Consider the following 26,605-nt stretch of genomic DNA (forward strand, 5'->3'; position numbering starts at 1 on the left):
CGGAACAGGGTTCTCCAGAACGTTTGACGCCCCACACGTCAACACGAGGAGAACCCTCTTCCATGGCAACTCACAAGCGATCCCACGCTCTTCGCAACGCGGGCATAGCCGCGGGCGCGGCAACTGCGGTTGCAGCGGCCCTGTTTGCGAGCCCCCTTGCCGGGGCGGCCACACCGGCCGAAGGCACGGTGCACGGACTCGGCGCCCCGGACGCCGTGGACGGCAGTTTCGTCGTCATCCTCGACGCATCCGCGAACAAGGAGGACTTGGCGAAGAAGTACGGCGGCAAGCTGGAGCGCTCCTACGGCTCCCAGGTCAACGGATTCTCCGCGTCCGGTATGACGCCGAAGGAGGCGAAGCGGCTCGCCGCGGACCCCGCCGTCGGCACGGTCGTGCAGAACAAGCGGTTCCGCATCAATGAGACACAGGAGAAGCCCCCGTCCTGGGGTCTGGACCGGATCGACCAGGCGGCCACGGCCGGCGACCAGAAGTACACGTACCCGGACGGCGGCGGCCAGGGGGTGACGGCGTACGTCATCGACACCGGCGTCAGGATCTCGCACAAGGACTTCGGCGGCCGCGCCGAGCACGGTTTCGACGCGGTCGACAACGACGAAACCGCCGACGACGGCAACGGCCACGGCACGCACGTGGCCGGCACCATCGCCGGCACCGCCCACGGCGTCGCCAAGAAGGCCAAGGTCGTCGCGGTGCGGGTGCTGGACGACAACGGATCCGGTACGACCGAGCAGGTCGTGGCGGGCATCGACTGGGTGACGAAGAACCACTCCGGGCCTTCGGTCGCCAACATGAGCCTCGGCGGCGGCGCCGACGAGGCGCTGGACGCGGCCGTCAAGCGGGCCGTCGCCGCCGGCGTCACCTTCGCGGTGGCGGCCGGCAACGAGTCCTCCGACGCCGGCCAGGGCTCGCCCTCCCGGGTGCCCGAGGCCCTCACGGTGGCGTCGAGCACCGAGGACGACCAGCAGTCGGACTTCTCGAACTTCGGCTCAGTGGTGGACCTGTACGCGCCCGGCTCGGAGATCACGTCGGCCTGGAAGGACAGCGACACGGCCGTCAAGACGATCTCCGGGACGTCGATGGCCTCCCCGCACGTGGCGGGCGCCGCCGCCCTCTACCTGGCGGCCCACCCGTCGGCGACTCCCGCCGACACGGCCGCCGCGCTGACCGGGACCGCGACGAAGGGTGCCATCAAGAACCCGTCCTCCGGCACCGCGAACAAGCTGCTGAAGGTAGCGCCGTAACGCGGTATCGCGTCCCTGCGCCAGCGCGGTGACCGGGAGCGGGGGGGGGGGGGGGGGGGGGGGGGGGGGGGGGGGGGGGGGGGGGGGGGGGGGGGGGGGGGGGGGGGGGGGGGGGGGGGGGGGGGGGGACAGACCCCCCCCCCCCCCCCCCCCCCCCCCCCCCCCCCCCCCCCCCCCCCCCCCCCCCCCCCCCCCCCCCCCCCCCCCCCCCCCCCCCCCCCCGCTCCCGCGTGCGTACGGGCCTCAGGGGCGGGCGTTGAGCTCCGCGACGATCGAGGCGGGGGTGTGGCCGCTTCCGTCCGACAGCCGGTGGAAGTCGACGGAGACGTAGTTCGGGTCGCGTCCCCCGGTGGCGGTCCGGCACTGACCGGCGATGCGGTCCCGCAGTTTGGCGCCGTTGTCCAGGGCCGCCGTCATGACGGTGGGCACGTTGCGGTGGTGGCTCATGGTGAACAGCCGCCGGAATCCCGGCTCCTGACGGTCCAGGGGCAGGTCGGACCAGCGGCTGACGCAGCCGAGGTCGTTGCCCAGGTCGCCGAGGCTCCAGTAGTTGCTCACCGTCCAGGACTTGTCGTACATGACGCCCAGGTGCTCGCGGTCGGAGCGGTCGGAGAAGATCAGCAGCCGCTTGCCGGCGGTGACGAGGTCGGCCACCTTCGGCCAGTCGTGCCCGCGCACGTCCCACGCGTCGGGCCGGAACGCCATCTCGGAGAGCCCCCTGACCCTGCCGAGGGACTGCGCCAGCTGCCCGGCGCTGACGTAGTCCTCGAGGAAGACGGTCACGACCTCCTGCGGATGGGCGGCGAGGAAGTCCACCACGGTCTGCATCGTGCCGTGGAGGGACTGCCGGGGGAGCGCGTACGTGGCCCCGGCGAAGGTCTTGCAGTCGCCGTGGCACAGGTAGACGTCGCTGGGGTAGCAGTCGCTGCCGAAGCTGATGACGCACAGCCAGGTGCTGCGCTCGTACCAGTGCGTGTCCAGGCTCAGGCCGCGGACCCCGTTGTCGAGCTGGGCGCGCACCGACTCGGCCTGGTTCACCGAACTCCACCGGGAGTCCTCGTAGTTGGTGAAGGCGTTGTGGGTGGTCAGGAAGGCGGCCTCGTCCAGGCGCCGGTCGCCCCAGCGGGCGGCCGCGGCGCCGGCCGCACTCGTGTCCGGCGCGACGGCGACGGGGGAGGGGGTGCGGGCCGGGGCCGGGGCCGAGGCGGCCGCGGTGGTCGCCGTGCCGAGGAGGGCCAGCAGCAGGAGGCCGGCGAAGGCGTGCCGGCCGGTACGCCTCCGGAGGTGTCCGCGCACCCGGTCTATTACCATGCCCATGTCAATCATGGGCGGAGGGTAGCGCGCCGGCCCCCGATTGCGGAGTCCCCGTACGCACACGGCCCGCGCGGGGCCACGGGAGGGCGGCGGTCACGCCGGGCCCTCCCGTGCGCCCCGGCCGGATCAGGCGGGTGACGTGGTGAGCGCACCCTTGCGCACGGCCGGTGCGACGAACCGCGGTTCCCGGTCGGGGAGCGGGTGCTCCCGTGCGGGCGGCGCGGACGGAGCGGTGCCCGTCAGCAGTTCGATGAGGGAGGTGCGGGCACGGGCGACGCGGGAGCGGACGGTGCCGATGGGGCAGCCGATGGCCTCGGCCGCGTCGGCGTACGGCAGGCCCAGGAGCTGGGTGAGGACGAAGGCCTCCCGGCGTTCGGCCGGGATCGTGGCCAGGAGTTCGGCCAGCGCGACGCCCTCGTCGAAGCCCGGCACGTCGTGCGGCTGGGTCTGCTCGGCGGCGGTCTGCCAGTCGTACCGGTCCGAGAGCCGGGGCCGGGCCGCGGCGTGGCGGAGGCTGTCGACGACGGTGCGGCGGGCGATGGACAGCAGCCAGGTGCGCGCCGAGGACCGGCCCTCGAAGCGGGGAAGGGCGGCGAGGGCCCGCAGGAACACGTCCTGGGTGAGGTCGTCGGCGGCCTGGGTGTCGGCGCTGAGGTAGGCGACGTAGCGCCAGACGTCGCGGTGCAGTGCGCGGACGAAACGGTCGGCCTTCGCGGGGTCGCCGTCGCGGGCGTCCAGGGCCAGTCGGGTCACCGCCGCGTCGGCGGTGTGCCGGTCCGGCTGCTCGACGGCGGGACGGTTCCGGGTGGGCAGGGCAGGAGTCATCGCCACAGGTCCTTCGGGGAAGGGGTGACCGGCGCCGCGCGGCGGCGGGGCCGGTGAAGGGTGTACGGCCTGCCGGAGGGCAGGGCCGAGGCCCGAGGCGCGGGGGGCGGACGTGAACGCGGGTGCCGACGCGTGCTCGGGGAACCGGCTGTCAGACGACAGCGGCTCCCGTCGGGGGACCCCGTGAGGTGATGGCGTGGACGAGGAGGAGCCGGCGCAGCGCGCGGCGCCGGCGCGCGCGGCGTACGAGGACGCGCGGCGGGTGCGCGGCCGCGGCCGGCCGGAGGAGCAGGCGCAGCGGTGTCCAGAGCCATCCGGCGACGGAGCGCAGGATGCGGAAGGCGGCTCGCTCTCCGTAGGCGAGCCACAGGCCGCACACCACCGCCGCCACGAGGTGGGCGACGAGCATCGCCGTCGGCGACATGCCGCCCATGTCGTGGCCCGCGCCCGCCGTCGGAGTCCCCGCGGACACGGCGCCGGCCATCTCGTGCACGGCGTGGTGGCCGTGGGCGGTGGCATCGGAGAGCGCGCTGCCGGGCGGTGGCCGGAAGACCAGCCCGCCGGCCCCGGCCTCGGTGACCATCCTCGGCGCCTCGCGCGGGGAGACGGCCGAGGTCGCCCCGCCTCCGCAGGTCAGGTACTCCGCCCACTGGTGGGCGAACGAGGTGCCGGTGGGCAGGGCGGGGTGGACCAGGGACTGGGCCAGGGAGAACCCCGCGTGGAGCCCGGCCTGGACGGTGACGGCCGCGGCGGTGACGGCGAGCAGCCCCCGCTCACGGCCGGCGAAGGCCCAGGCCGCCCCCGCCGTGCCGGCGAACGCTGCGGACAGGGCCCACCAGGGCACCGCCGTACCCGACATGAGGATGTGGCCGGTGGCCGCGAGCAGCACGCAGAGGGCTGCGAACATCGCAGCCCGTACGACTCGTGAACATCGGCCCGGGTTCATGGCGGGGCTCATCCTCGCACCAGCGTCCGGGACTTCGAAGAAGGCTGCGCACTTCTGGACAAGTTCTGGTGGCCGGCCCGGCCGCGCCTTGAGCGCCCGTCTCGTGTGAGCCGGACCACACGACGCGCGGGGAACCGCAGGCCCTCGCCGGCCGACTGACTGGCCGGTCGCAACGATGTGCGCGCAGCGTGGGGAAGGAGCCATCAGTGGCGGTGGAGGAACCCGGGACCGTGCCGGCGCGCACCGACGAGGGCACGGGAAGGCCGCTGACGGCGCTGCTCACGTGCGCCATGGCGTTCTCGATGCTCCAGCTGTTCCTCCTCGGGGCCCTGGGCCCGCGCCTGGTGGACGAACTGGGAGTCTCGCCCGCGGTCCTCGGGCTGACGACGACGCTCGGCTTCGGGACGGCCGCCCTGCTGTCCCCGGCCGGCGGCCGGATCGTGGACCGGATCGGTCCGCGCCGCTCGCTGGTCGTCCTGCTGCTGGTGTCGGCCGCGGCGCTCGCCCTGATCGGCGCGGCGCCCGGCGCGGCCGGGCTGCTGGGCGCCGTCGCACTGGGCGGCGTACCGCAGGCGCTGGCCAACCCCGCCACCAACAAGGCCATCGTGCGCGTCGTCCCGCCGGCCCGGCGCGGTGCGGTGACCGGACTCAAGCAGTCCGGCGTCCAGCTGGGCGCCTTCGTGGCCGGACTGCCCCTCGTGCTGCTGGCGGGCGGGATCGGCTGGCGGGGCGCGGTGTGGACGGCGGCGGGCGCGGCCCTGCTCGCCGGGGGGTGGGCGCTGCGGGCGCTGCCCGACGATCCCGCGCCGCCACCCACCGGCCCTCACGGCTCACTCGTCCCCCGCGGGATGGTCGCCTGGCTGGCGGCCTTCTCCCTGTTCCTCGGGGCCGGGATCGCCTCGGTCAACACCTACCTGGCCCTCTTCGGGGCGCAGCGCCTCGGGATGGGCCCGACCGCGGCCGGCGCCCTGGTCGCCGTACTGGGAGTGGCCGGGATCGCCGGACGCATCGGCTGGTCGAAGGCGGCCCGGCCCGGGCGGGCCGAGTGGCTGCCGGGATGGCTCGCCTGTGGCGCGCTCGGGGCGGCGCTCCTCCTCGGTGCCGCGCTCGTCGCGGGCCCGTTGGTGTGGCTCGGGGCCGTCGCCGTCGGTGTGTTCGCGGTGTCCGGCAACGCCGTGTCCATGGTGCTGGTCATGCAGCGGGCCGCTCCGGGCCGGGCCGGACAGGACTCGGCGCTCGTCGCGGCCGGGTTCTTCGGCGGATTCGCCGTGGGGCCGCCCCTGTTCGGGCTGCTGGCCGGGAGCGGCCGGTACGGCCACGGGTGGCTGCTGGTCGCGGTGGAGTTCGCGGCGGCGGGGGCCGTCGCCTTCGTGTGGGCTTCACGGGACCGGCGGAAGGCCGCCTCGTGAACGGCGCGGCGCCCACGGATTGGGCCGAAAACGCCCTCGCGGCCGTCATCGGGCGCGTGAGCGTGACCGAGGCCCAGGTCGGCGAACGCTTCCCGCTCTACGCGCAGCCCGACGACGGGCGGTGGACGAGCACCGGCCGCGGTTCCTGGACCGGAGGCTTCTGGGCCGGGCTGCTGTGGCTGCGGGCCCGCTACACCGGTACCGACGCCGACCGGCGGGCCGCCGCCGCGTGCACGGCCCGGCTCGCGCCGTGGGCGGACTCCGACACCGCCACCCGGGGACTGATCTTCTGGTACGGGACCTCGCTCGCCGGAGCCGACGCCGAAGCCGCCCGGCTGCGGGAACGGGCCGCCCGGGCCTGCCTGTCGGCCTACGACCCCGCACTCGGCCTGGTTCCCTGGGGCGATGCGCTGGGCGGGCCGCGCCTGCTGGCCCGCGTGGACGGCGTACCGGGAATGGTGCCCCTGCTGGCGGGCGCCGACGCGCGGGGGACGGCCGCCGCGGCCGCCCACCTCCACCGGCACCTCGACCTCTGCCTCGGCACGGGCGCCGAGCGGCACCCCTGGCTGTGGCCCGCCCGGCTGTTCGACGAGAGCACCGGATGGCAGCCCTGCGACGATCCCGCGCCGGGCTGGAGCCGCGGCCAGGCCTGGCTGCTCCTGGCCGTCGCCGACGCCCTCGTACGGCCCGACGTCGTGGGCGGTGCCCGCGCCCGGCTCGACGAGGCGGTCGGACAACTGCTGGCGCAGGGGGAGGTGCTGGCCGGGCGGCTGGTACCGCCGGCCGACGCCTCCCGGCCCGCCGGCCCCCTCGACACATCGGCCGCCGCGATCACCGCGGTGGCCCTGCTGAAGCTCGCACGGGCCCCGGGCCCCCGGGCGGAGGTCTGCTCGGACCGGGCCGTGGCCATCCTGAACCGGCTGGCGCAGGCCCACCTGACCGGCGCGTGCTCCGGCCGCCCGCCGGGGATGCTCCTGGACGGCTGCTACGACGCCGGGAAGGGGCTGGCGGTCCGGCACGAGCTGATCTGGGGCGACTTCTTCCTGGCGCTCGGCCTGGCCGCCCTGGACGGCCTCGTCGACATCACCCGGGTGTGACCCGCCCCGCGCCGTAGTCGCGCAGGACGCGGCGGGCCACGGTGGTGATGTGGAGTTCGTCGGGGCCGTCGAGGATCCGGGCGGCGCGGCCCGTACGGAAGAGAGCGGGCAGGGGGGTGTCCGGACCGAGCCCGGCGGCGCCGTGGACCTGGATGGCCGAGTCCGTGACCTGCTGGAGCATGCGCGCGGCGGCGACCTTGGCGAGTCCGACCTCCGTACGGGCGTCCTGCCCGGACGCGATCAGGTCCACCGCCTCGTGGACGAGGGGCCGCGTGGTGCGCAGCGCGAGCAGGGCGTCGAAAACGTGCTGCTGGACCAGCTGTTGGTCGGCGAGGGGCCCACGGGACCCGCTGCGGGTGGCGGCCCGTTCACACATCAGGTCGAAGGCGCGCCGGGCCTGGCCCAGCCAGCGCAGGCAACGCAGCGTACGGCCGAGCAGCAGCCGCTCACCCGCGATGGCGAGGGCGTCACCGGGCTCGCCGAGGAGGTGGTCGGCGGGCACCCGGACCCGGTCGAGCGCGATCTCGTACTGCCCCGCCCCACCGAGCACGGGGAGTTCGCGGACCACCCGGAAGCCGGGGGAGGAGGTCGGCACCAGGAGCAGGGAGAGCCCCGTGCGGTCCCCGGCGGTTCCACCGGTGCGGGCCATGACGGTCACCAGGTCGGCGCCGGCGGCGCCGGAGGTGAACCACTTGCGGCCGCTCACGCGCCAGCTGCCGTCCGCCAGGCGTTCGGCGCCGGTGGCGGTCGAGAACGGGTCGGTGCCGGGCACGTCCGGCTCCGTCATCGCGTAGCAGGTCCGCAACTCCCCGGCGACCAGCCGTTCCAGATGCTCCTCGCGGACCCGGGGCGTGCCGTGGCGGGCCAGCATCGTCACGTCGAGCAGGGGAGCGGAGCCGAGCGCGGCGGGGCCGTGGTCACTGGCGCCCTCGTCCTCGGCCAGTGCGGCGTACGCGGCGAAGGACAGGCCGCCGCCGCCCAGTTCGGCCGGGAGCGGGAGCGCCCAGAGCCCTTCCTCGCGGGCCTGCCGCCGCAACTCGGCGAGCGCCGCTGCCGCCGCCGGGCCGCCGGCGTCCAGCACGCCCTCCCGAGGGATCACCCGGCCGCGGACGAATGCGGCGATCCGGTCTCTCAACTCGGCGCCCTGGAGCGCAGGTTGGGTGGCCGTGTCTGGATCCGTCACTGTTTTCCTCCTCATTCCCGGGAACTCGTGGGAACGGTTGTCCGACTCTCTGTCCGTGGAACTGGTCGGGCGCGGACGCCCCCCGGTTCCCGCGTATCGCACGAACCGGGCGACGGCCACCGCCGCGCCGGGAGAGGAGAGGCATGGCGTCACCAGCCACCACGCAGACGGTCCGGCCGCTCGACACACTGCGCTTCGACACCTCGGGGCCCCCGCAGATCACAGGCGTGGTCGCCGACCACCTGCGCATGCTCGGCGCGAGCGGGGAGCACCCCGGCCGGGACGCTCCGCCGGACCGCATCACGCTCACCGGCGGCGGCTTCGCACCGGCCCACGCGGTCACCACCTGGGCGGGCCCCGCGAGCGGGCTCGTCGACGAGGCGACCGTGCAGGCCGCCACCGGCATCATGGCCGTGCACGGCCGCCGCGACGGCTCCCCGCGGGGGCTGGCCGCCGACTACGCGGCCACGGCCACCGCCGTCCTGACCGTGCAGGGGCTGCTCGCCGGCCTCATCGGCCAGGTTCGCGGAGGCGCCGCCGCCCAGGTCGCCACCCGCGCGGACCGGGCGGGCCTGCTGACGGTGTCCCAGTACCTCGCCGCCGCCGGAGCCGACGAGGGCGAAGCCGCCGAACTCGCCGCAGGCGGACCGCCCTTCCGCTCCGCGGAGGGCGTCCTCTTCGAACTGGAAACCCTCGACCCGGGCGCGTGGGCCGCCTTCTGGCGGGCGCTGGAGGCGCCCGCCGACGCGATGCGGGCAGGCTGGCGGCCCTTCCAGTTCCGGTACGCCACCGCCTGCGCGCCCTTCCCGCAAGCCCTCCACGAGATCACCCGGGCCACCCCCATGACGGGTATCCGGCGGGCCGCCGCCCTCTCCGGCGCCGAGGTGTGCGTCCTGCGCACGCTCGGGGAAAGGGCGCTGGAGGACGACGGCGCCGCCCCGTGGGAGCTCCGGCTCCTCGGGCCGGAAGCCGGTCGTCCGGAGGCGGCCGCCTGGCGCGGAGACGGGCGGGGCCTGCGGCCGGAAGCCGGCCGTCCGCTGGCCGGACTGACCGTCCTGGAGGCCGGCCGGCGCATCCAGGCCCCGCTCGCCGCACACCTGTTGGGCCTGCTGGGCGCCGACGTGATCCGGATCGAGCCGCCGGGCGGCGACCCGCTGCGCGGTATGCCGCCCGCCTGCTCCGGGATCTCCGCGCGCTGGCTCGCCCTCAACCGGGGCAAGCGGGCCGTGGAGATCGACATCAAGGCCGACGCGGACCGGCGCCGCCTGCGCGAGATGGCCGCGGAGGCCGACGTCTTCCTGCACAACTGGGCCCCCGGCAAGGCCGCCGAACTCGGCCTGGACCACGACGACCTCGCGTCGGTGAACCCCGCACTGGTCTACGCGTACACCAGCGGCTGGGCCGGCCGGCTCGACGACGCCCCCATGGGCACGGACTTCATGGTCCAGGCGCGCACCGCGGTCGGCGAGGCCGTCCGCCCCCAGGACGAGGCCCCGGCCCCCTCACTGATGACCCTGCTCGACGTACTCGGCGGACTGCACGGCACCGAGGCGGTCCTCGCCGGACTCCTCCTGCGCGAACGCACCGGCCACGGCGTCCGCGTGGACTCCTCCCTGCTCGGCGCCGCCGACACCCTGACCGCCCCCGCCCTGCGACGCGCGGCACGCGGCGAGAGCCCCCGCCGGCCGGCCGGATTCCGGCGGCCCCTGCCCACGGCCGACGGCTGGATCGCCCCGACCGACGCGGGCGCCCCCGCCGCGGGAGCGTACGACCTGCGCGAACTGCCCACCGCGGACGCCCTCAGGCAGTTGCGGGAACACGGCCTGACGGCCACGGCCGTCACCACCGACCTGGCCGACCTGCACCACGACCAGCGCTTCACCGGCTCGATCAGCCGCGACGCGCACGGCGCCCCTGCCGTTCCCGACCCCTGGAGCTTCGCATGACCGCCAACCGGCTCGTCCTGCACGACCTGCTGCCCGCCGGCCTCCGCCGCTCCTGGGCGGTCGACGGTACCTGCCCCGATCTCGATCTCTACAGCCTGTTCCGGGCCCGGCAGATCGCCGACCTGCACGCCACCGCCGTCATCGACGCCAAGGGCCCCCTCTGTTACACCGCGCTCGACCGCAAAGTGCGATGTCTGGCCGGCGGCCTACGGGACCTCGGCATACGCCCCGGCGATGTCGTCGCCGTCCAGCTCCCGAACAACCGCAACGCCGTCATCGCCGACCTGGCCCTGGCCGCCCTCGGCGCGGTGGCCCTGCCCTTCCCCGTCGGCCGGGGCAGCCTCGAAGCGGAATGCCTGCTGCGCCGCGCCGAGGCCGTCGCCGTCATCGCCGCGACCGAGCACCGCGGCAGCCGGTACGCCGCCGACCTGCACACCCTGGCACCGGCCCTGCCCGCGCTTCGGCACGTGATCGCCGCCGGACCCGGGCCGGCCCCCGAGGGAACGGTTGCCCTCTCCGCGCTGCTGCGCTCCGACGCGAGCGCCTTCGTACCCGCCCGGCCCGACCCGGACAGCGCGGCCCGCATCCTGGTCTCCTCCGGTTCCGAGGCCGAGCCGAAGATGGTCGCGTACTCGCACAACGCCCTCGCGGGCGGTCGCGGCAACTTCCTCGCCTCGCTGATGCCCGACGGGACCGCGCCGCGCTGCCTGTTCCTGGTGCCGCTCGGCTCCGCCTTCGGCTCCAACGGGACGGCCGTCACCCTGGCCCGGCACGGCGGCACGCTCGTCCTCCTCGACCACTTCACCCCGGAAGCGGCCATCACGGCGGTCCGCGAGCACGCGCCCACGCACGTCCTCGGCGTACCGACCATGGTGCGGATGATGCTGGACCGGCTCGAAGGCGACGCGGCCCCGCTGCCCGCCCCCACCGCCCTCGTCCTGGGCGGGTCCGCGCTCGACGAGCGCACGGCCAAGGACGCCGCCCGCGCCTTCGGCTGCCCGGTCGTCAACCTCTACGGCTCGGCCGACGGCGTCAACTGCCACACCGGACTGGACAACGACACCCCTCCCGCGGACGGCCGGGGAGTGGTGGCCGGGCGCCCCGACCCCCGGGTCGCCGACATCCGCATCGCCGACACCGAGACGCACGAGCCGCTCCCGGACGGCCGGGTCGGGGAGATCATCGCGCGCGGCCCGATGACCCCGCTGTGCTACGTCGCCTCCCCGGACCTCGACGCCCGCTACCGCACACCCGACGGCTGGGTCCGCACCGGAGACCTCGGCTTCCTCGACGAGGCCGGCACCCTGCACATCGTCGGACGGCTCAAGGACATCGTCATCCGGGGCGGCGCCAACATCAGCCCCGCCGAGGTCGAACGCCAGCTGTCCTCCCACCCGCTGGTGCGCGACGTGGTGTGCGTGGGCGTTCCGGACGCGGTGATGGGGGAGAGGCTGGCGGCCTGCGTCGTACCCCGCACGGCGCAGGCGCCCTCCCTGGACGAGCTCGGCGCGCACCTCGCGGAGCGCGGGCTCGAACCGCGCAAGTTCCCCGAGCGGCTCCTGATCGCCGCCGAACTCCCGCTGACCCCGGCGGGCAAGCCCGACCGGGCGGCCCTGCGCGCGTGCCTGACCGACGTCCGCGCGCTGCCGGAGACCGGAAGCGTCACGCTCGCCCAGGCGGGATGAGAGGTCGGGGCCCGGCGGCGCCTCGCCGCCGGGCCCCGCACACGCGACACGGGAGGGCACGCGTTCCATGCGTGCCCTCCCGTGTGTGTGACGCCTTCCGGCGCCGGGTCAGGAGGCGCCCATGGCCTTCTTCAGCTCGGCCGCCGCGTTGCGGTAGACCGGCAGCAGGTCGAGGTCCTCGCCCGGGTAGTTGACGATCTTGACCTGCTTGGCGCCGGAGTCGGGCAGGACCGTGCCGGTGGACATGTGGGCGTTGTCCAGGACGAGCGCCGGCTTCTTCGCGGACAGCTCCGCGAGCTGCGACGGGGTGACGGCCTCCGGCCCGAACGTGCCCACGGGCGTGGTCCCGCCGAGCTTCGCGGCCCAGGCGGTGAAGACCTGGCTGACGACGGAGGGGCTCTTGCCGCCGGGCCAGGCTGCCTGGACGTCCTTGTTCAGCTTCCCGTACTCGGTGTCGAATCCGGTCTTCCACTGCGTGGCGGCGTCCGCCGTGCCGAAGAGGGCGCCCAGCTTGTCGACCTCGGCCTTGACCTTGTCGGGGTCGTTGTCGAGGTTGACCTCGACCAGCTTCGCCTTGGAGCCCGCGGCCTCCTTGATCTTCGCCGCGTACGGCTCGAAGGGCGCGTAGAGCACGAAGTCGGCCTTGGCGACGGCGGCGAGGTCCGAGGGCTTCGGGTCGTAGTCGGGGGCGTGGTGCACGGACTGCGGGACGATGACCTTGACGTCCTGGGCGCCGGCGGCCCGGGCGAAGGCGCCCTCCCAGGTGGTGGTCACGACCACGACGGGCCGGCCCTTGGCGGCCGGGGCACCGGCCGGCGCCGGGCTGTCGCCCGCCGTGCCGGTGCCGGTGTCGTCTCCGCAGCCGGCCGTGAGGAGGACCGCCGCGCTCAGTGCGAGGAGGGAAGGGATACGGCCGCGGGTGCGCGCCATGTGCTGATGCTCCGTTCGGGTATGAAGTGCACGGCGAGGACGAGGGCCCCCGCCGTCAGGACGAGGACCGGGCCGGGAGGCCAGTCCAGCCACAGGGCCAGCAGGAACCCCGTCAGGTTGACGACGATGCCGATGCCGACCGCCCAGAGGGTGATCGACCGCAGCGAACTGCCGAGGCGGCGGGCCGCGAGCGCGGGCAGCAGGGTCAGCGCGTCGACGAGCAGGGCGCCCGTGAGTTTGATGGCGCCGGCGACCGCGACGGCGACGAGGACCAGGAGGACCGCGGTCAGCGCCCGCACGGGCACGCCGGAGCACTGGGCGAGTTCGCGGTCGTAGAGGAGCAGGCCGATCTCGCGGCGCCGCCACCAGAACAGGCCGGGGACCACGACGGCGAGCACCCCGAGGACCACGAGATCGGCGGCGCCCACCGACAGGATCGACCCCCAGAGCAGGGCGAAGGCGCCGGAGGCGTTGACGCCCGAGACGGCGAGCAGGAGCAGGGCCGCCGCGATGGCCAGGCTCATCAGCAGCCCCATCGCCCCCGACAGCCCGTCCGGGGTACGGGCGAGCGGTGCGACGCCCGCGCCGGCCAGGGCACAGGCCACCAGCGCGCACAGCATGGGGTCGAGGCCGGTGAGCAGGCCGACCGCGATGCCGAGCAGGGCGACGTGCATCATCGCGAACCGGACCGGCATGATGTCGAGCCCGACGATGACCACCCCGATCACGGGCAGCCCGACGGCGGCCAGCAGCAGGGCGATGCCCGCCCGCTGCACGGGCAGGAGTTGCAGGAGCGCGCCGAGGTCGGCGGTGGCGAGCGTCACCGGACCTCCCGCAGCCGGCCCGCGGCCATCTCCAATACCCGGTCGCAGCGCTCCGCCAGCGCGCGGTCGTGCGTCACCACGACGAGGGTCACCGGCAGGGAGGTGAGGACGTCCGCCGCCTCCTCCTGGCCGTCGAAGTCGAGGGCCGCGGTGGGCTCGTCGGCCAGGAGCACCTGGGCTCCCGCGGTGACACAGCCGATCGCCCGGGCCAGGTACATGCGCTGCAACTGCCCGCCGGAGAGGGTGTGCAGCGGCCGCCCGGTCAGCGGACCCACCCCGAGCCGGTCCGCGGCCTCGGCCGCGTCCGCCGCGGCGCCGCTGCTGGCCAGCAGCTCGGCGCCGAGCAGCGGGAAGCGCCCCGCGGCCGGCTTCTGCGGGATCCAGGCGCAGGCCCGGCGCCGCCAGGCCCACTCCGCGGCGGAACCGGTGCCGCGTCCGCCGACGGTGATCGCGCCCGACACCTGTCGGTGGAGGCCGAGCACGGCACGCAGCAGCGTGGTCTTGCCCGAACCGTTCGTACCCGTCAGGGCCACCCGCTCACCGGCCGCGATCTCCAGATCCACGTCGGCGACGGCCTCCACCCGGCCGTGCCGACAGGCCACTTCGCGCATGTGGACGTCCATCCCGCCCATCTCTCGTCCCTCGATCCTCTGCAGCAGCAGGATGATTTCGGCGCAGTGTCCGCCTCGCACGTGGCAGTAGTCGGCCGGAGCGGGCCCCGGGTTCCCGCGATCGGCGAAATGGACGAGATCGATGAAACCGACGAGATCGACGAGATCGACGAGGTTCGACGAGATCCGTGACGAGAGGCGGCTCAGCTGCCGGGCCGCACGACGAACGCCACGGCCTGGACGGGCCCGTTGGTGCGGAAGTGCAGGACGAAGGGCACGGCGTCCCCCACCTGCCAGCGGCCCTTGACCGTCATCATCACGTCCAGCGTGCTCGGGGTCATCTGCAGCGTCGAGCCGGCGGGGATCTCCGCCGAGGGGACCATGCGCATGGAATCCGCCCCCGCGGCGCTCACGTGCCGGCTCAGCATCACCGCCTCGACGACGGGGGAGGTCACGGAGACCAACTGGTCGCCGGAGCCACCGGTGTTCGTGATCCGGAAGAACGCGGCGGTGCGCTCCTTGTCGGCGTACGGCAGGAAGACCCGCCCGATGCCGACCTCGATCCGGGCCGGAGTGCCCGCGGCCCCCGCCGTGGTCCACGCGGTCAGCCCCACCAGGGCCGTGAGACAGGCGGTCACCGGCGCGAGCACGGCGATCAGGCCTTCGCGCAGCCGACGGCCGCCGGGCGACTCCGCGGCCGAGGCGGCCGAGGCGGTGGGAGAGAGGGGATCGGTCATCGCTGAAAACCCTTTCGGCGGGGACGGGGTGACAAGCCGCCGTGGCGCTTCGGCGCGGGCTGCCAGGCCCGCAGGCGCAGGCTGTTGCCGACCACCAGCAGGGAGCTGGCGGACATCGCGGCGGCGGCGACCATCGGGTTGAGCCAGCCGACCGCGGCCAGGGGCACGGTGACCGCGTTGTAGCCGAACGCCCAGACGAGGTTGGCGCGGATCGTCCCCAGGGTGCGACGGGCCAGCCGGACGGCGTCGGCCACCGCCTCGATGTCACCGCGCACCAGCGTCACGTCGGCGGCGCCGATCGCCACGTCCGTACCGCTGCCCATCGCGATGCCGAGATCGGCGCGGGCCAGGGCGGCGGCGTCGTTCACCCCGTCGCCGATCACCGCCACCCGGCGGCCCTCCTCCTTCAGGCGCGTGACCAGCTCGGCCTTCTCCTCCGGAGTGCAGCGGGCGTGGACCGCGGAGATGCCGAGCTGCGCGGCGACCGCCAGGGCCGTGGCATCGCGGTCGCCGGTGGCCAGCACCGGTTCCACTCCCAGCCGCCGCATCCGGTCCACGGCCCGGTAGCTCCCGGGCCGCAGCACGTCCCCGAGGGTGATCAGGGCCTCGTCGAAGCCGTCCACCCGGACCAGGACGGGAGTGAGCACGGACGCCTCCGCCTCGGCCAGGGCCTGCGCCAACGACTTCGGCAGGCCGTCGTCGGGAGAGAGCAGGTCGATGCGCCGGCCCTCCACGAGTCCCGTGACCCCCGCCCCGGCCGTCGCCAGGAAGTCGGTGACCGGCGGCAGCGTGCCCCCGGGCAGCGCGCGCTGCGCGTACGCGGCGAGGGCGCGGCCCAGCGGATGCTCCGAGCCCTGCTCCACGGCCCCGGCCAGGCGCAGGACCGCCTCGCGCCCGATGCCGCCGCTGACCGCGGTGACCTGGACGACACTCATGTGCCCGGTGGTGAGCGTGCCGGTCTTGTCCAGGACCACGGTGTCGACGTGCCGCAGTGCCTCCAGCGCCTGCGGACCGCTGACCAGCACGCCCAGCTGCGCGCCCCGGCCGGTCGCGGCCAGCAGTGCGGTGGGCGTCGCCAGCCCGAGCGCGCACGGGCAGGCGACGACGAGGATCGCCACCGCCGCGGTCACGGCCGCCTGCGGGTCCGCCTCGGCGCCGAGCCAGAAACCGAGCACCGTGACCGCCAGAGCCAGGATGACCGGGACGAAGACCCCCGCCACGCGGTCGGCGAGCCGCTGGGCCCGCGCCTTGCCCGCCTGGGCTTCGGTGACCATACGGGTGATCCGGGCGAGCTGGGTGTCCGCACCGACCGCGGTGGCCCGGACGAGGAGCAGCCCACCGGCGTTGACGGCGGCGCCCACCACCTTCCGGCCGGGCCCCACCTCCACGGGATCGCTCTCACCGGTGACCAGGGACAGGTCCAGGGCCGAGCTGCCGGAGACCACCACACCGTCGGTGGCGACCCGTTCCCCCGGCCGGACGAGGAACTCCTGCCCCACCCGCAGTTCTTCCACGGGGATCAGCCGCTCCCTGCCGTCCTCGCGGACCGTCACGTCCTTGACGGCGAGCCCGGCCAGTGAGCGCAGGGCCGCGCCGGTGCTCCGCCGGGCCCGGCCCTCCAGGTGGCGGCCCGCCAGGACGAACAGGGGAACTCCGACGGCGGCTTCCAGGTAGACGTGCGCGACCTCCCCGCCCGCCGAGGGGAGGAAGGTGAACGGCATCCGCATGTCCGGATCGCCGGCGCCGCCGAGGAACAGCGCGTACAGGGACCAGGAGAACGAGGCGAGCACCCCGAGGGAGACCAGGGTGTCCATGGTGGCCGTCGCGTGCCGCAGCCCGCGTACCGCCCGCAGGTGGAACGGCAGGGCGCTCCACACGACGACCGGAGCGGCCAGAGTGAGGCACAGCCACTGCCAGTTGCGGAACTGCAGGGCGGGCGCCATCGACAGCACGAGGACCGGCAGGCAGAGCAGCGCGGTGATCAACAGCCGTTCGCGCTCGGGGTGTTCACCGTCCGCCGGCGGATCCGCGGGCGGGGCCTGCGCACGAGGAGCGGTGGCCGGCGGGGGCAGTTCGGCCGTGTAACCGGCGCGTTCCACCGCCGCGACCAGGTCCTGGGCGCTCACGGCCGGCGGATGGCTCACCCGCGCCTTCCCGGTGGCGAGGTTGACCGTCGCGGTCACCCCGTCGAGCCGGGCCAGCCGCTTCTCCACCCGGTTCACACAGGCCGCGCACGTCATGCCGCCGACGATCAGATCGGTCGTCGTCAGGGTGCCGCCCGCCGTGTCCGCGGTCATCGGCCGCTCCCCGGATGCGTGCCGTTCATGCCGCCCGTGCCGCCGCCACCGTGCGAACCGCCGGTGGATCCCGTACCCGTGCCGGTGCGGTGCAGGCCGGGGGCGACCGGCCCGGCGGCCGAACCCACCCCGTAGGAGAGGGCGAACAGCGCCGCCAGGAGCACGACGAAGCCGGCCAGGGCCGGTGGCGGCGCCCCACGCGGCCAGGCGCCGTCGGGGCGGGTCTCGGGTTGCCTTCCGGTCATCGGCTCTCCAGATCCTGGGTACGTGTACGGCGCTGCGCCCGTCGTGGTCGTCCGCGCGGGAGCCGCCGGGGAGGTAGTCGTACGCGGTGCGGTCCGAGTTCCCGCCCGCCGCCCGTCCGCGGTGGGTCCGTCCGGCGGCGTACCTTATTGCAAGTCACTTGCAATTGATCTGGATGCGCGAAAGAGGTTTCCGGTGGGCTCTCCTGTGGTGCTGGGCATCGAATCGTCGTGTGACGAGACCGGTGCCGGGATCGTGTCCGAAGGGCGGCTGCTCGCGCACGTGGTGGCGTCGAGCATGGACGAACACGCGCGGTTCGGCGGGGTGGTGCCGGAGATCGCCGCCCGCGCCCACCTGCACGCCTTCAACCCCGTCGTACAAGAGGCCCTGGACCGGGCGGGGCTGCGGATCTCCGACATCGACGCCGTCGCGGTCACCACCGGACCGGGCCTCTCAGGCGCCCTGCAGGTCGGGCTGGCCGGGGCGAAGACCCTGGCCTACGCGGCCGGCGTACCGCTGTACGGGGTTCACCACCTGGCCGGACACGTCGCCGCCGACACCCTGGAACACGGGCCGCTCCCCAACCCGTGCATGGTGCTCATCGTGTCGGGCGGGCACACCTCGCTCCTGTTCGTACGGGACCTCGTACGCGATCCGATCCTGCATCTCGGCGACACCGTGGACGACGCGGCCGGGGAGTGCTTCGACAAGGTGGCCCGGGTCTTCGGCCTGCCCTATCCCGGCGGGCCGGCCATCGACAGGGCCGCCCGCGGCGGCAACGGCTGCGCGGTGGCCTTCCCCCGCCCGCTGACGCGCCCCGCAGACGCCCCGTACGCCTTCTCCTTCTCCGGGCTGAAGACCGCCGCCGCGCGCTGGGCCGAGCAGCACCGCCTGCGCGGCGAGGAGATCCCGCTGGCCGACGGCGCCGCCTCCCTCCAGGAGGCCGTGGCGGACGTGCTCACCCGCAAGGCCCTGGCCGCCTGCCGGGAGTACGGAGTGAGCACGCTCGTCGTGGTGGGCGGGGTCGCCGCCAACTCGAGGGTGCGCGCGCTGGCGGAGGAACGCTGCGCCGCCGCCGGGGTCGAACTGCGGGTGCCCCCGCTCACCCTGTGCACCGACAACGGGGCGATGATCGCCGCCGTCGGTGACCTCCTGGTGCGGGCGGGCTCGGCCCCGGCACAGCTCGACGTCTCGATCGACCCGTCGGCGCCGCTGGAGTACGCGGCCCTGCACCCCGTGGCCCGTACCGCGGAGAGGGCCGCGTGAGCGGCGTACCGGTCAGTCCCGGCGAACGGGCGGCAGTACCCGTTCCGGTTCTCGGCCGGCCGGTGCCCCGCCGGCGGGCCGTTCCCAGCCGGGCAGGACGCTGACGAACGGCACCCCGGTGCGCGGATGCTCGATGACCTCCGCCTCGACCTCGTACACCTCGGACAGCAGCCGCGCCGTCAGTACCTCCTCGGGCGTCCCGGTGGCGACGACGCGGCCGCCCGCCATGACGCAGATCCGGTCGCAGAACGCCGCGGCGAGGTTCAGGTCGTGCAGCGCGACGACCGCGGTGACGCCGAGCCCGCGCACGAGCCGGAGCGCGTCGAGCTGATGACGCAGGTCCAAGTGGTTGGTCGGCTCGTCCAGCACCAATGTCCCCGTGCGCTGGGCCAGCGCGCGGGCGATCAGCACCCGTTGCTTCTCCCCGCCCGACAGCCGGTCGAACGGCGCGTGCGCGAGGGCGTCGACGCGGAGCTCCGCCAGGGACCGCGTGATGATGTCGCGGTCGTCCGCGTCATCACCGGCGAAGGCCCGCTTGTGCGGGGTACGGCCCATCGCCACCACGTCGTAGACGGTCAGTTCGAAGTCCCCGGCGGTCTCCTGGAGTACGGCCGCGAGCCGCTGGGCGAGCCGCTTGCCCGGCATCCGCCAGACGTCCTCGCCGTCGAGGACGACCCGGCCCGAGGTGGGGCGCACCGCCCGGTACAAGGTGCGCAGCAGGGTGGACTTGCCGGCGCCGTTGGGGCCGACCAGGCCCACGACCTCGCCGGGCGCCGCCTGCAGCGACGCCTGGTGGACCAGCGCCCTGCCGTTCACCACGACGCTGACCTCCTCGGCGCGCAGGGATCCGGGCTCTGCGATCGGTCGGTCGCTCACCCGGCCGCCTTCCGTCGCATCAGCCAGAGGAAGAAGGGACCGCCGACCAGGGCGGTGAGGATGCCGACGGGTATCTCCTCCGGGCTCATGAACGTCCGCGCGGCCAGATCGGCGGAGATCAGGAACGCCGCCCCCAGGAGGACCGCGGCGGGCAGCGCGCGACGGTGGTCGGCGCCCACGAGCAGCCGCACCACGTGCGGCATGATCAGCCCGACGAACCCGATCTGCCCGCTGACCGCCACGATCGTGCCGATCATCAGGGCCACCAGCGTGAACAGGGCGCCGCGGAACCGGTGCACGTCCAGACCGAGGGCCGCGGCCGCCTCCTCCCCGGCCAGCAGCAGGTTCAGCGGACGGCAGACACCCAGGAGGACGGCCGTCCCGAGCAGGACCGCACCCACCGGGATCCACACCGTCGTCCAGGTGGTGCCGGCCAGCCCGCCGAGCATCCAGCGCAGCGCGGACTGCGTCTTGTGCGGATCGTTCGAGGTGACGATCAGGAAGCTGGCCAGCGCCGACAGCACCTCGGCCGTGGCCACACCCGCGAGGACCAGACGTACCGTCGTCATCCGCCCGCCGGAGCGGGCCAGGAAGTAGACGGCGACCAGGGCGGCCAGGGCCCCGCAGAACGCCGCCACCGGCAGGGTGAACAGTCCGAACACCGAAAGGTTCAGGACCAGGACGAGCACCGCGCCGACCGACGCGCCCGAGGACACGCCCAGCAGCATCGGATCGGCCAGCGGATTGCGGACCAGCGCCTGCAGCGCCATGCCGGCCACCGACAGACCCGCGCCGACCACCCCGGCCAGCAGCACCCGGGGGAGGCGGACGTCCACGACGATCGTCTCGCGCACCGGGGTCCACGTCGGCTCGGCGAGGGCCGGGTGCACGCGGTGCAGCAGGATCCCCCACACCTGGTCGGCCGGGACGCTGATCGAGCCGGCCGCGATCCCGGCCGTGGCGGCGCAGAGCACCAGGACACCGAGGAGCGTCAGCACCACGGAGTACGGGATCCCGGGCCGCCGCGCGGGAACGGGCCGGCCCTCCTGACGTGGGGCGGCCTCAAGGGCCGCCGGGGCCCCCGCACCGGTCACTGGACGCGGCCCGGGTGGAGCTGACGCGCCAGCGACTCGACAGCCGCCGGCACTCGCACGCCGACCACCGCGGAGGACAGCGGCAGGACCGCGAACCGCTGGTTCTTGATCGCGGGCACGTCCTTCAGCGCCGGGTGGGCGAGCAGGAACTTCTTCTTGTCCTCGACGGACTGGTCGCCGTAGTCGTAGATGACGATCGCCTCGGGGGCGCGCTGCGCCACCTGCTCGAACGAGACGTCGCCGAAGGCCTTGTCCAGGTCGGCGAAGAGGTTCACCCCGCCGGCCCGCCGGATCATCTCGTTGCCGATGCCCTTGCCGCCCGCGGTGAAGGCCGTCTTGTCGCCGCTGTCGTACACGAACAGCTTGACCGGGGTGACCCCGGTGAGCTGGGACTCCACCGCGGCGAGGGTGGCGTGCAGCTTCCCCAGCCGCTCCTCGGCCCGCTCGGGCACGCCGAAGATCTTGGCGATCGTACGGATCTCCTCGTCCATGGCGGACACGTCCACCGGACCGGTGGGGCACTCCTCGGTGTTGAGGCGGGTGTTGATCCCGGCCTTGGCGAAGGCGGCCCGGCCGCGGCCCTCCTTCTCGTCGAAGGTGGAGGTCCACCCGCCGTAGACGAAGTCGGGCTCGGCCTCCAGGAGCGCCTCGAAGGACGGGTACTCCTTGGAGAGCACCTTCACGCTGTCGTAGGCGGCCTGGTACTCGGGGAGGATCTTGTCGTCGAGATAGCCCGTCCCCACCATCGACTTCTCCAGGCCGAGCGACAGCATCACCTCGGTCGCGTGCTGGTTGAGCGATACGGCGCGCTGTGGCGGCCGCCGATAGGTGCTCGTCACCCCGCAGTTGTCCACGGTGACCGGAAAGCCGGCCGCGTCCGCGGTCGTGGTGGCGGAGGGCTCGGCGGTGCCGCCACCGCAGCCGGATATCAGCAGGGCCACGGCGAGTGCGGACAGCACGGCCTTCGGGTGGTGGTTGCGGGGCATGGGTGGTCCTCTCACCGCGGATGGATCGAATGGCTGGGGGCCGGTTGGCTGCCGGTCGGCTGCGCCGGTTGGCTGCGCCGCCGCTTGGCTGCGCCGCTCGGGCCGGGGTACGAGGGGGCCGGTTGGGCCGGGGTCGGGCGCGCGCCGGGGTGTCTCCTCGGGCGCCGAACGTGGCGGGGGGTCGGATTGATCGGTCTTGTTGTGTTCGGCGCCCTGCGGGGACACCCCGACACACACCCGACCCCGTCCCAACCGGCAAGTTCAGCCTCGCCGGCGTTTGAGGCGCGCCGTCCAGCTGCGCCGCACCGCCCGGCCTCGCCGCACAAACCAGCCCCTCCGGCGTTTGAGGAGCGGGGTGCGGGGCGGACCCCGGTATTTCAGCCTCGCCGGCGTTTGAGGCGGAGCCCCGGCAGGCCTGGGTGGGGATCGGGGGCCACGGATCGATTGGCCACGTCAACTCTCCTTCGCGAGTCGCGGCAGAAAGGTCCCGGAGGCGTTCCTCGGGACCCCGCACGACGCTTCGGCGTGCGGGCAGTGGCAGGTCTTCGGACTCGCGGGCGCGCCTGCCGGTCTCCCGGCGGGCACCTACTGGCCGTCGCTTCCCAGGACCGGTTCCGGTCCCAGTGCGTATGACGGCGGTCGTTCCCGCTCACCGCTGCGGGGCAGTCCCGGATTCCCACCGGGTTCCCTCTTACGACGCGTCCCGCCTGGCGGACGGGGGCGTACCAGCTGCACTCACACCCTACCCGCGGGCACGACGACCCCGTCAGGCCGCCGGCCGCGGATGCCGGGGGCAGTCGCGGCCGCGGGCGGGCGGGACCGTCGGCGGAAGGCCGGCGGCCGGGCCGTCCGTGAGCCGCCACGCGGTGCGGATGGAGCCGATCAACTGTCGTGCGCTGTACGGGGACACCTCCAGCTCCTGACGGGCCTGGCCCAGGAGGTCCAAGTCCCCCTCCGGGCCTCGTGCTGCCGCCTCGTCCCGCCGGCGGGCCAGGTCACCCTCGCCGAAGATGTCGAGCAGGGTCAGGGAGAACAGGACGTACGCCGACGCCTCGTCGATGAGATTCCGGGCCGCCTCCGCGATCTCCGCGGCCGCCTCCTCCCCCAGGTGCCGGTGGAGATCGTGGAAGGCCACGTGTTCCAGGGCTCGCCGGAGCTCGGGGGAGACGCAGGGGCAGCCGGCCCGCAGATGGCCCGTCAGGTTCCGGAACGCGATGAGGAGCGCGCTGGTCCGTGGCGTCCACCGCTGCTTGCTCAGGAGCGTGCGGAACCCCGCGAGCGTGTCGGCGAGCTCTTCCAGGATCAACTGGTGTGCGATGTCGGTGAGTTCGATGAGCCGGGTCGTGGAGGTGATCTCGTCCAGGCGCAGGCCGTAGCGGATGAGATCCCTGGGTATTCCGCCCGAGAGGGCGTGCGTGAGCACCTTGTACGGCTCGGAGAGACCTGAGGCCCGGCGCCCGAGGATCTTCTTGGACTCCTCCAGTGTGCACGGCAGGACGTGCACGATGTCGTCCAGCGAGCTGTCGGTGACGCCGCGGTGCGGCAGGCCCCGGCGTACGAAGGAAGCGCCGACGTCCTCGGCGACGGAGATCAGGTAGTGGACGTGGGGTACGCCCAGGATGGCCTTGATCTCGTTCAGGAACGCGAGCGCCTCGGTGTCCGAGCCCAGCCGGTCCAGCTCGTCGATCGCGATCACGACCCGCTCCTCCCGCCGCTGCTGCTCGGCGGCGATGTCCGTCAGCAGGTCACGGAAGTCGGATACCAGATCGGGGAAGTTCGGTGGCAGGGTCGACAGTGAGGCGGTGTGCGTGGTGAGGAGCTGTGCGGCCCCGGCGGTGACCGCGGAGGACGCCGTCTGCATGGTCTGCAGGCGGTACAGCTCGTCGCGGCAGGCCGTCAAGAGGTACGGCGTCGGGTCCGGAGGGGTCCAGGAGCCGGCTCTGACCAGCAGGAGTCCCGCGAGGACGCAGGCGAGCCGGAGGGGGTTCTCGGGGTCGGTCACGATCGCCTGCGCCACGGGCCTGGTGAGGAGCAGCGCGAGCGACACCAGGAGCATCCCGGCCGCGATCCGGCGGCGGGCGGCGGTGCCGAGGAGCAACCGCCCCCGGAATTCCCACTGCTGGTCGGGCATCAGATTCGCCAGTCCGGTCAACGCCACGGTCAGCAGCAGGAGACTCTCCGGGTCCTTGTCGATGCCCGCCATGACGCTGCGGACATCGCCGTCGAAGAGCAGCGAGCCGAACGCGGCCGTGCTCAGCAGCGCGCCGATCGCGACGACCGCGTAGCGGGCGCCCCGGAGGAGGTCGGCCCACCGGCTCCACCGCCGAAGGCTCCACAGGACGACGCCGGCGATGACGGCGAGGAGGGCCGCCCCGATCCGCTCGCCCCGCCAGACGTCCGCCACCACGTCGGCCGCCCGGTGCCCGTACTCCGCCGCGTGCGCGCGCAAGGGACGTTCGTACCGGGTCGCGAGGGAGCGCGCGTTCGCGGCGAGGCCGAGGACGACGAGCGCGCCCGCCGCGAGTCCGAAGGCAAGCACGGTGAGCGTGTTCCGGAGGGCGGGGAACAGGCGGCGCGCCGCCCTGCGCACGGTCGAGAGCCGGACGAAGGCGGGCGGGTCGTAGCCGTGATGGACGAGGTAGCTCTCGCAGGTCTTGACGTAGAGGGACAGCAGGAAGTCGTACGGGGAGTAGGTGGCCGGTGCCTGGACGACGACCGCGAACCCGGCGTCGTTCGCGCAGGTTTCCAGGAGCGTCGACTTGCCCACGCCCCGGGAGCCGCTGACCGCGATGGTGCCGCCGCTCTCCAGCTGGGTGATCTTCCGGGCGAGGCTACGGGCAGCCGGACTGTCGATCACGTACTGCGGACTGCGCGGGGAGCGCAGGCCGTCGTAACTGTCGGCGAGAAGGAGCGAGTCGTGGTCCTCACCGAGCAGCGCTTCCACCACACGGGCGACCAGCGGGCGCACGCCGTTCTCCTCGAGGTCCCGGCGCCAGGCCGCACCGGCCCATGCGGTTCTCCTGCTCACGAGGAGAAGGGACGGCCGCAGCCGCCATTCCCGGAGGTTCAGCAGGACGCTCATGCGCCACACCGGGTGCCGCCACACGGCGGCCGCGGTCAGGAGCGGGACCACGGCGGCGGCGAGCGCCGTGGACCAGGACGCGAAGGCGAGGAACAGGAGCGTCAGCAGCGTGGTCGAGCCGAGCAGCACGGTGGCCGGATGCGTCCCGTTGCGCAGGTAGTCGAGCCGTCGGCGAAGCCGTTCCTCCCGTTCGAGCAGGGAACGGAAGCGCGCCTGGGTGTCCTGGCAGGGTTCCACGGCACGTGCGACGTTGGCCTCGGTGAGCATGGCCGCACGGGTGCTTTCGACGGTCGCCTGCGGACGCACGCCGAGGCGCCGCGCGGTGGCCGGTTCGGCTACGCAGGCGTCCACCGCCGCGAGGTACGCCGCTGCTTCCCCCTCCAGGGCGAAGAGGTCGGCGACCTGCCATGCGGGGCGCGGGCGGTGTCGGGGCATGGGCGCAGGGGGGGCCTTTCGGGAGGGACGCGGGTCGCACGGTGGGGTGGACGGGGCGGGCCGTCAGGAGGAGTCGCGCGCGCGTATGAGTTCCCGCCGTGAGATGCGCGTGCCCCGCTCGTGCTTGATCCGGAAGAACGCGCGGAGTCCGGGTTCGTCCTCCGAGCCGTCGTCGTCGTACGTGACGGCGTGGCTGCCCCCGTCGTCGAGCAGCCGGCCGACGTACTCGGCGAGCGTCGTGGGCCCCGAGCCGCCGTACCCCCAGGACAGGCCCGGGGCGTCCATGACGGGGGCCGGGTACAGCATGCCGTCGCCGGTGCGCACCCAGACCGGCTCGTCGAGGACGATCTCCTTGAGGACGGAGCCGGCGGGAAGCCGCTTGGGCGCCCGTCCGATATAGGTGATCTCCCGGGCGTCACGGAAGCGGAACCTTCCCTTGACGGCGACCACGGGGCTTCCGGTCGCCGGATCGACGAAGGTGCCCACGGTGTCGTAGTCCTCCTCCCAGACCCGGTGGAGCGCGGTCGGCGGCACGGCCCGCAGCCGGTTGATCCACTCGGCCGCGGCCCGGGTGACCTCCGTCCGCATCACGTGGAACGTGCCGCCGTACGGAAGGTCTTCGGCGCCGCTCCACCCGCTGACCTGTTCCAGGCACTCCACCGCCAGGTCGTCGGTGCGTGCGCAGAGCTCGGCGAGTCCGGCGCCGACGACGTCCTCCGCCGCGAGCTGTGCGAGACCGGGGTCGGCCGTGTCCGGTACGGCCGGGAACACCATCGAGGCCGTCGCGAACGGCTCCCGGGTGCGGAGGTGCTCCATCTCCTGGGTGGCGCTCTCCGCCGCTCCGGCCCGGATCCGGTGACCGATGGTGAAACAGGCGTGCCGGAGGGGGGAACCCTCGGGCTCCTGCCGCGCCAGCGCGTAGAGCGGCTCCCAGGAGGGCTGGGTGATCACCTCCACTGGCCGGGGTGCGTCCCCGGGCCGCCATGCGGTCAGGTGCTCCTCGCGGCGCAGCGAGGGGGGCCACCACGGGACGCGGGTCCCCAGATGGGCGGCCAGTTGCGCCCAGGAGGGGTGGTAGACGAGCTCGGGCCGGTCCCGGTCCACCGCTCGCAGCCCGGGTCCGTCGAGGTCGTAGGCGTACCCGACGACGACGATGGTGCCGGCGTCGTCGTGGACGCCGAGGAGCTCGCTCTCCGCGTCGGGCCCGTCGTGCAGGGGATAGACGACGGCGACGACGCCCGCGCGCGTCCGCCACAGCCCGGCGAAGAGTTCGGTGCCGACGGCCGTGTCGTCCTGGGGAGTCCGGTACGCACCGCCGAGGTAGCGGGCCTCGACGGGAGGCGCCGGGCGCAGCAGGAGGGGGCCCTTGCCCGCCAGGCCGGGATGTTCGGTGGCGAGCCAACGGCCGAAGGCGTGCCCCGACCACATCGTCTCGCCCTCGGTGTGGGCGGGATCGATCGGGGCGATCATGCCGGTGGTGATGCGTGACCACACGGTCTCCGACAGCCGGAATACATCCCTCAGTTCTGCCTCGGTGAGCTTCTCCAACTCTCCCCT

Annotated in this window: 22 protein-coding genes and 1 riboswitch; of the genes, 7 read left to right on the plus strand and 15 right to left on the minus strand. The window is 74.2% G+C overall.

The window, feature by feature from the left end; translation table 11 throughout:
* Window positions 1-62: 62 nt before the first annotated feature.
* Window positions 63-1,262, plus strand: a complete 1,200-nt coding sequence (locus ACZ4VT_RS00210; RefSeq protein ID WP_467945171.1) for a S8 family peptidase — start codon at window positions 63-65, stop codon at window positions 1,260-1,262.
* Window positions 1,263-1,505: 243 nt separating this feature from the next.
* On the opposite strand, the gene ACZ4VT_RS00215 is transcribed toward ACZ4VT_RS00210, so the two are convergent.
* The 3 genes from ACZ4VT_RS00215 to ACZ4VT_RS00225 all read right to left on the minus strand — a co-directional run bounded on the left by ACZ4VT_RS00215 (window position 1,506) and on the right by ACZ4VT_RS00225 (window position 4,308).
* Window positions 1,506-2,579, minus strand: coding sequence for a PI-PLC domain-containing protein (locus tag ACZ4VT_RS00215; RefSeq protein WP_467945174.1), 1,074 nt, complete (start codon window positions 2,577-2,579; stop codon window positions 1,506-1,508).
* A 123-nt stretch (window positions 2,580-2,702) separates the two neighbouring features.
* The gene (locus ACZ4VT_RS00220; protein WP_467945176.1) at window positions 2,703-3,401 is read right to left on the minus strand and encodes a sigma-70 family RNA polymerase sigma factor; all 699 of its coding nucleotides are present in this window, start codon (window positions 3,399-3,401) and stop codon (window positions 2,703-2,705) included.
* Between the two features lie 151 nt (window positions 3,402-3,552).
* Window positions 3,553-4,308, minus strand: coding sequence for a hypothetical protein (locus ACZ4VT_RS00225; protein WP_467945178.1), 756 nt, complete (start codon window positions 4,306-4,308; stop codon window positions 3,553-3,555).
* 245 nt (window positions 4,309-4,553) lie between these two features.
* Here ACZ4VT_RS00225 and ACZ4VT_RS00230 point away from each other — a divergent pair, with 245 nt between their 5' ends.
* Window positions 4,554-5,756 (plus strand): MFS transporter, encoded by a 1,203-nt coding sequence (locus ACZ4VT_RS00230; protein ID WP_467945180.1) that lies wholly within the window; start codon window positions 4,554-4,556, stop codon window positions 5,754-5,756.
* Window positions 5,757-5,812: 56 nt separating this feature from the next.
* Window positions 5,813-6,853 (plus strand): sugar ABC transporter permease, encoded by a 1,041-nt coding sequence (locus tag ACZ4VT_RS00235; protein WP_467945182.1) that lies wholly within the window; start codon window positions 5,813-5,815, stop codon window positions 6,851-6,853.
* Here the strand turns inward: ACZ4VT_RS00235 and ACZ4VT_RS00240 are convergent.
* Window positions 6,840-8,036, minus strand: coding sequence for an acyl-CoA dehydrogenase family protein (locus tag ACZ4VT_RS00240; protein ID WP_467945184.1), 1,197 nt, complete (start codon window positions 8,034-8,036; stop codon window positions 6,840-6,842). The genes ACZ4VT_RS00235 and ACZ4VT_RS00240 overlap by 14 nt on opposite strands.
* A 143-nt stretch (window positions 8,037-8,179) precedes the next feature.
* On the opposite strand from ACZ4VT_RS00240, the gene ACZ4VT_RS00245 reads away from it, so the two are divergent.
* Together ACZ4VT_RS00245 and ACZ4VT_RS00250 are read left to right on the plus strand one after the other, a co-directional pair.
* The gene (locus ACZ4VT_RS00245) at window positions 8,180-9,982 is read left to right on the plus strand and encodes a CoA transferase (protein WP_467945186.1); all 1,803 of its coding nucleotides are present in this window, start codon (window positions 8,180-8,182) and stop codon (window positions 9,980-9,982) included.
* The gene (locus ACZ4VT_RS00250) at window positions 9,979-11,667 is read left to right on the plus strand and encodes a class I adenylate-forming enzyme family protein (RefSeq protein ID WP_467945188.1); all 1,689 of its coding nucleotides are present in this window, start codon (window positions 9,979-9,981) and stop codon (window positions 11,665-11,667) included. The genes ACZ4VT_RS00245 and ACZ4VT_RS00250 overlap by 4 nt, the downstream gene beginning before the upstream one ends.
* Before the next feature lie 108 nt (window positions 11,668-11,775).
* On the opposite strand, the gene ACZ4VT_RS00255 is transcribed toward ACZ4VT_RS00250, so the two are convergent.
* The 3 genes from ACZ4VT_RS00255 to ACZ4VT_RS00265 are packed head-to-tail and all read right to left on the minus strand — an operon-like array spanning window position 11,776 to window position 14,053.
* The gene (locus ACZ4VT_RS00255) at window positions 11,776-12,597 is read right to left on the minus strand and encodes a metal ABC transporter solute-binding protein, Zn/Mn family (RefSeq protein WP_467945190.1); all 822 of its coding nucleotides are present in this window, start codon (window positions 12,595-12,597) and stop codon (window positions 11,776-11,778) included.
* Window positions 12,555-13,421, minus strand: coding sequence for a metal ABC transporter permease (locus ACZ4VT_RS00260; RefSeq protein WP_467945192.1), 867 nt, complete (start codon window positions 13,419-13,421; stop codon window positions 12,555-12,557). Before ACZ4VT_RS00260 ends, ACZ4VT_RS00255 begins: the two co-directional genes overlap by 43 nt.
* Window positions 13,418-14,053, minus strand: coding sequence for an ATP-binding cassette domain-containing protein (locus tag ACZ4VT_RS00265; protein WP_467945194.1), 636 nt, complete (start codon window positions 14,051-14,053; stop codon window positions 13,418-13,420). The genes ACZ4VT_RS00260 and ACZ4VT_RS00265 overlap by 4 nt, the downstream gene beginning before the upstream one ends.
* On the opposite strand from ACZ4VT_RS00265, the gene ACZ4VT_RS00270 reads away from it, so the two are divergent.
* The gene (locus tag ACZ4VT_RS00270; protein WP_467945196.1) at window positions 14,033-14,224 is read left to right on the plus strand and encodes a hypothetical protein; all 192 of its coding nucleotides are present in this window, start codon (window positions 14,033-14,035) and stop codon (window positions 14,222-14,224) included. The genes ACZ4VT_RS00265 and ACZ4VT_RS00270 overlap by 21 nt on opposite strands.
* Window positions 14,225-14,235: 11 nt before the next feature.
* On the opposite strand, the gene ACZ4VT_RS00275 is transcribed toward ACZ4VT_RS00270, so the two are convergent.
* From ACZ4VT_RS00275 to ACZ4VT_RS00285, 3 genes are read right to left on the minus strand one after another with little or no spacing between them, the layout of a single operon-like run.
* The gene (locus ACZ4VT_RS00275; RefSeq protein ID WP_467945198.1) at window positions 14,236-14,769 is read right to left on the minus strand and encodes a copper chaperone PCu(A)C; all 534 of its coding nucleotides are present in this window, start codon (window positions 14,767-14,769) and stop codon (window positions 14,236-14,238) included.
* Entirely contained in the window at window positions 14,766-17,066 is a 2,301-nt protein-coding gene (locus ACZ4VT_RS00280) for a heavy metal translocating P-type ATPase (RefSeq protein WP_467945200.1), read from the minus strand. The genes ACZ4VT_RS00275 and ACZ4VT_RS00280 overlap by 4 nt, the downstream gene beginning before the upstream one ends.
* Window positions 17,063-17,311, minus strand: a complete 249-nt coding sequence (locus ACZ4VT_RS00285; RefSeq protein WP_467945202.1) for a hypothetical protein — start codon at window positions 17,309-17,311, stop codon at window positions 17,063-17,065. Before ACZ4VT_RS00285 ends, ACZ4VT_RS00280 begins: the two co-directional genes overlap by 4 nt.
* A 205-nt stretch (window positions 17,312-17,516) precedes the next feature.
* On the opposite strand from ACZ4VT_RS00285, the gene tsaD reads away from it, so the two are divergent.
* Window positions 17,517-18,575, plus strand: coding sequence for a tRNA (adenosine(37)-N6)-threonylcarbamoyltransferase complex transferase subunit TsaD (tsaD, locus tag ACZ4VT_RS00290; RefSeq protein ID WP_467945892.1), 1,059 nt, complete (start codon window positions 17,517-17,519; stop codon window positions 18,573-18,575).
* Window positions 18,576-18,587: 12 nt separating this feature from the next.
* On the opposite strand, the gene ACZ4VT_RS00295 is transcribed toward tsaD, so the two are convergent.
* The 5 genes from ACZ4VT_RS00295 to ACZ4VT_RS00315 form a co-directional block, all read right to left on the minus strand.
* Window positions 18,588-19,478: an ABC transporter ATP-binding protein gene (locus ACZ4VT_RS00295; RefSeq protein WP_467945894.1), complete on the minus strand. Its 891-nt coding sequence runs from the start codon at window positions 19,476-19,478 to the stop codon at window positions 18,588-18,590.
* Window positions 19,448-20,452 (minus strand): FecCD family ABC transporter permease, encoded by a 1,005-nt coding sequence (locus tag ACZ4VT_RS00300; protein WP_467945204.1) that lies wholly within the window; start codon window positions 20,450-20,452, stop codon window positions 19,448-19,450. The genes ACZ4VT_RS00295 and ACZ4VT_RS00300 overlap by 31 nt, the downstream gene beginning before the upstream one ends.
* A gap of 89 nt (window positions 20,453-20,541) precedes the next feature.
* Window positions 20,542-21,531, minus strand: coding sequence for an ABC transporter substrate-binding protein (locus ACZ4VT_RS00305; RefSeq protein ID WP_467945206.1), 990 nt, complete (start codon window positions 21,529-21,531; stop codon window positions 20,542-20,544).
* A gap of 519 nt (window positions 21,532-22,050) precedes the next feature.
* A riboswitch (cobalamin riboswitch) is annotated at window positions 22,051-22,277 on the minus strand.
* A 20-nt stretch (window positions 22,278-22,297) separates the two neighbouring features.
* Window positions 22,298-25,048 (minus strand): P-loop NTPase fold protein, encoded by a 2,751-nt coding sequence (locus ACZ4VT_RS00310; protein ID WP_467945208.1) that lies wholly within the window; start codon window positions 25,046-25,048, stop codon window positions 22,298-22,300.
* 63 nt (window positions 25,049-25,111) lie between these two features.
* Window positions 25,112-26,596 (minus strand): hypothetical protein, encoded by a 1,485-nt coding sequence (locus ACZ4VT_RS00315; protein ID WP_467945210.1) that lies wholly within the window; start codon window positions 26,594-26,596, stop codon window positions 25,112-25,114.
* Between the last annotated feature and the right edge of the window lie 9 nt (window positions 26,597-26,605).

This window comes from Streptomyces sp. NPDC029164, from assembly GCF_055563995.1.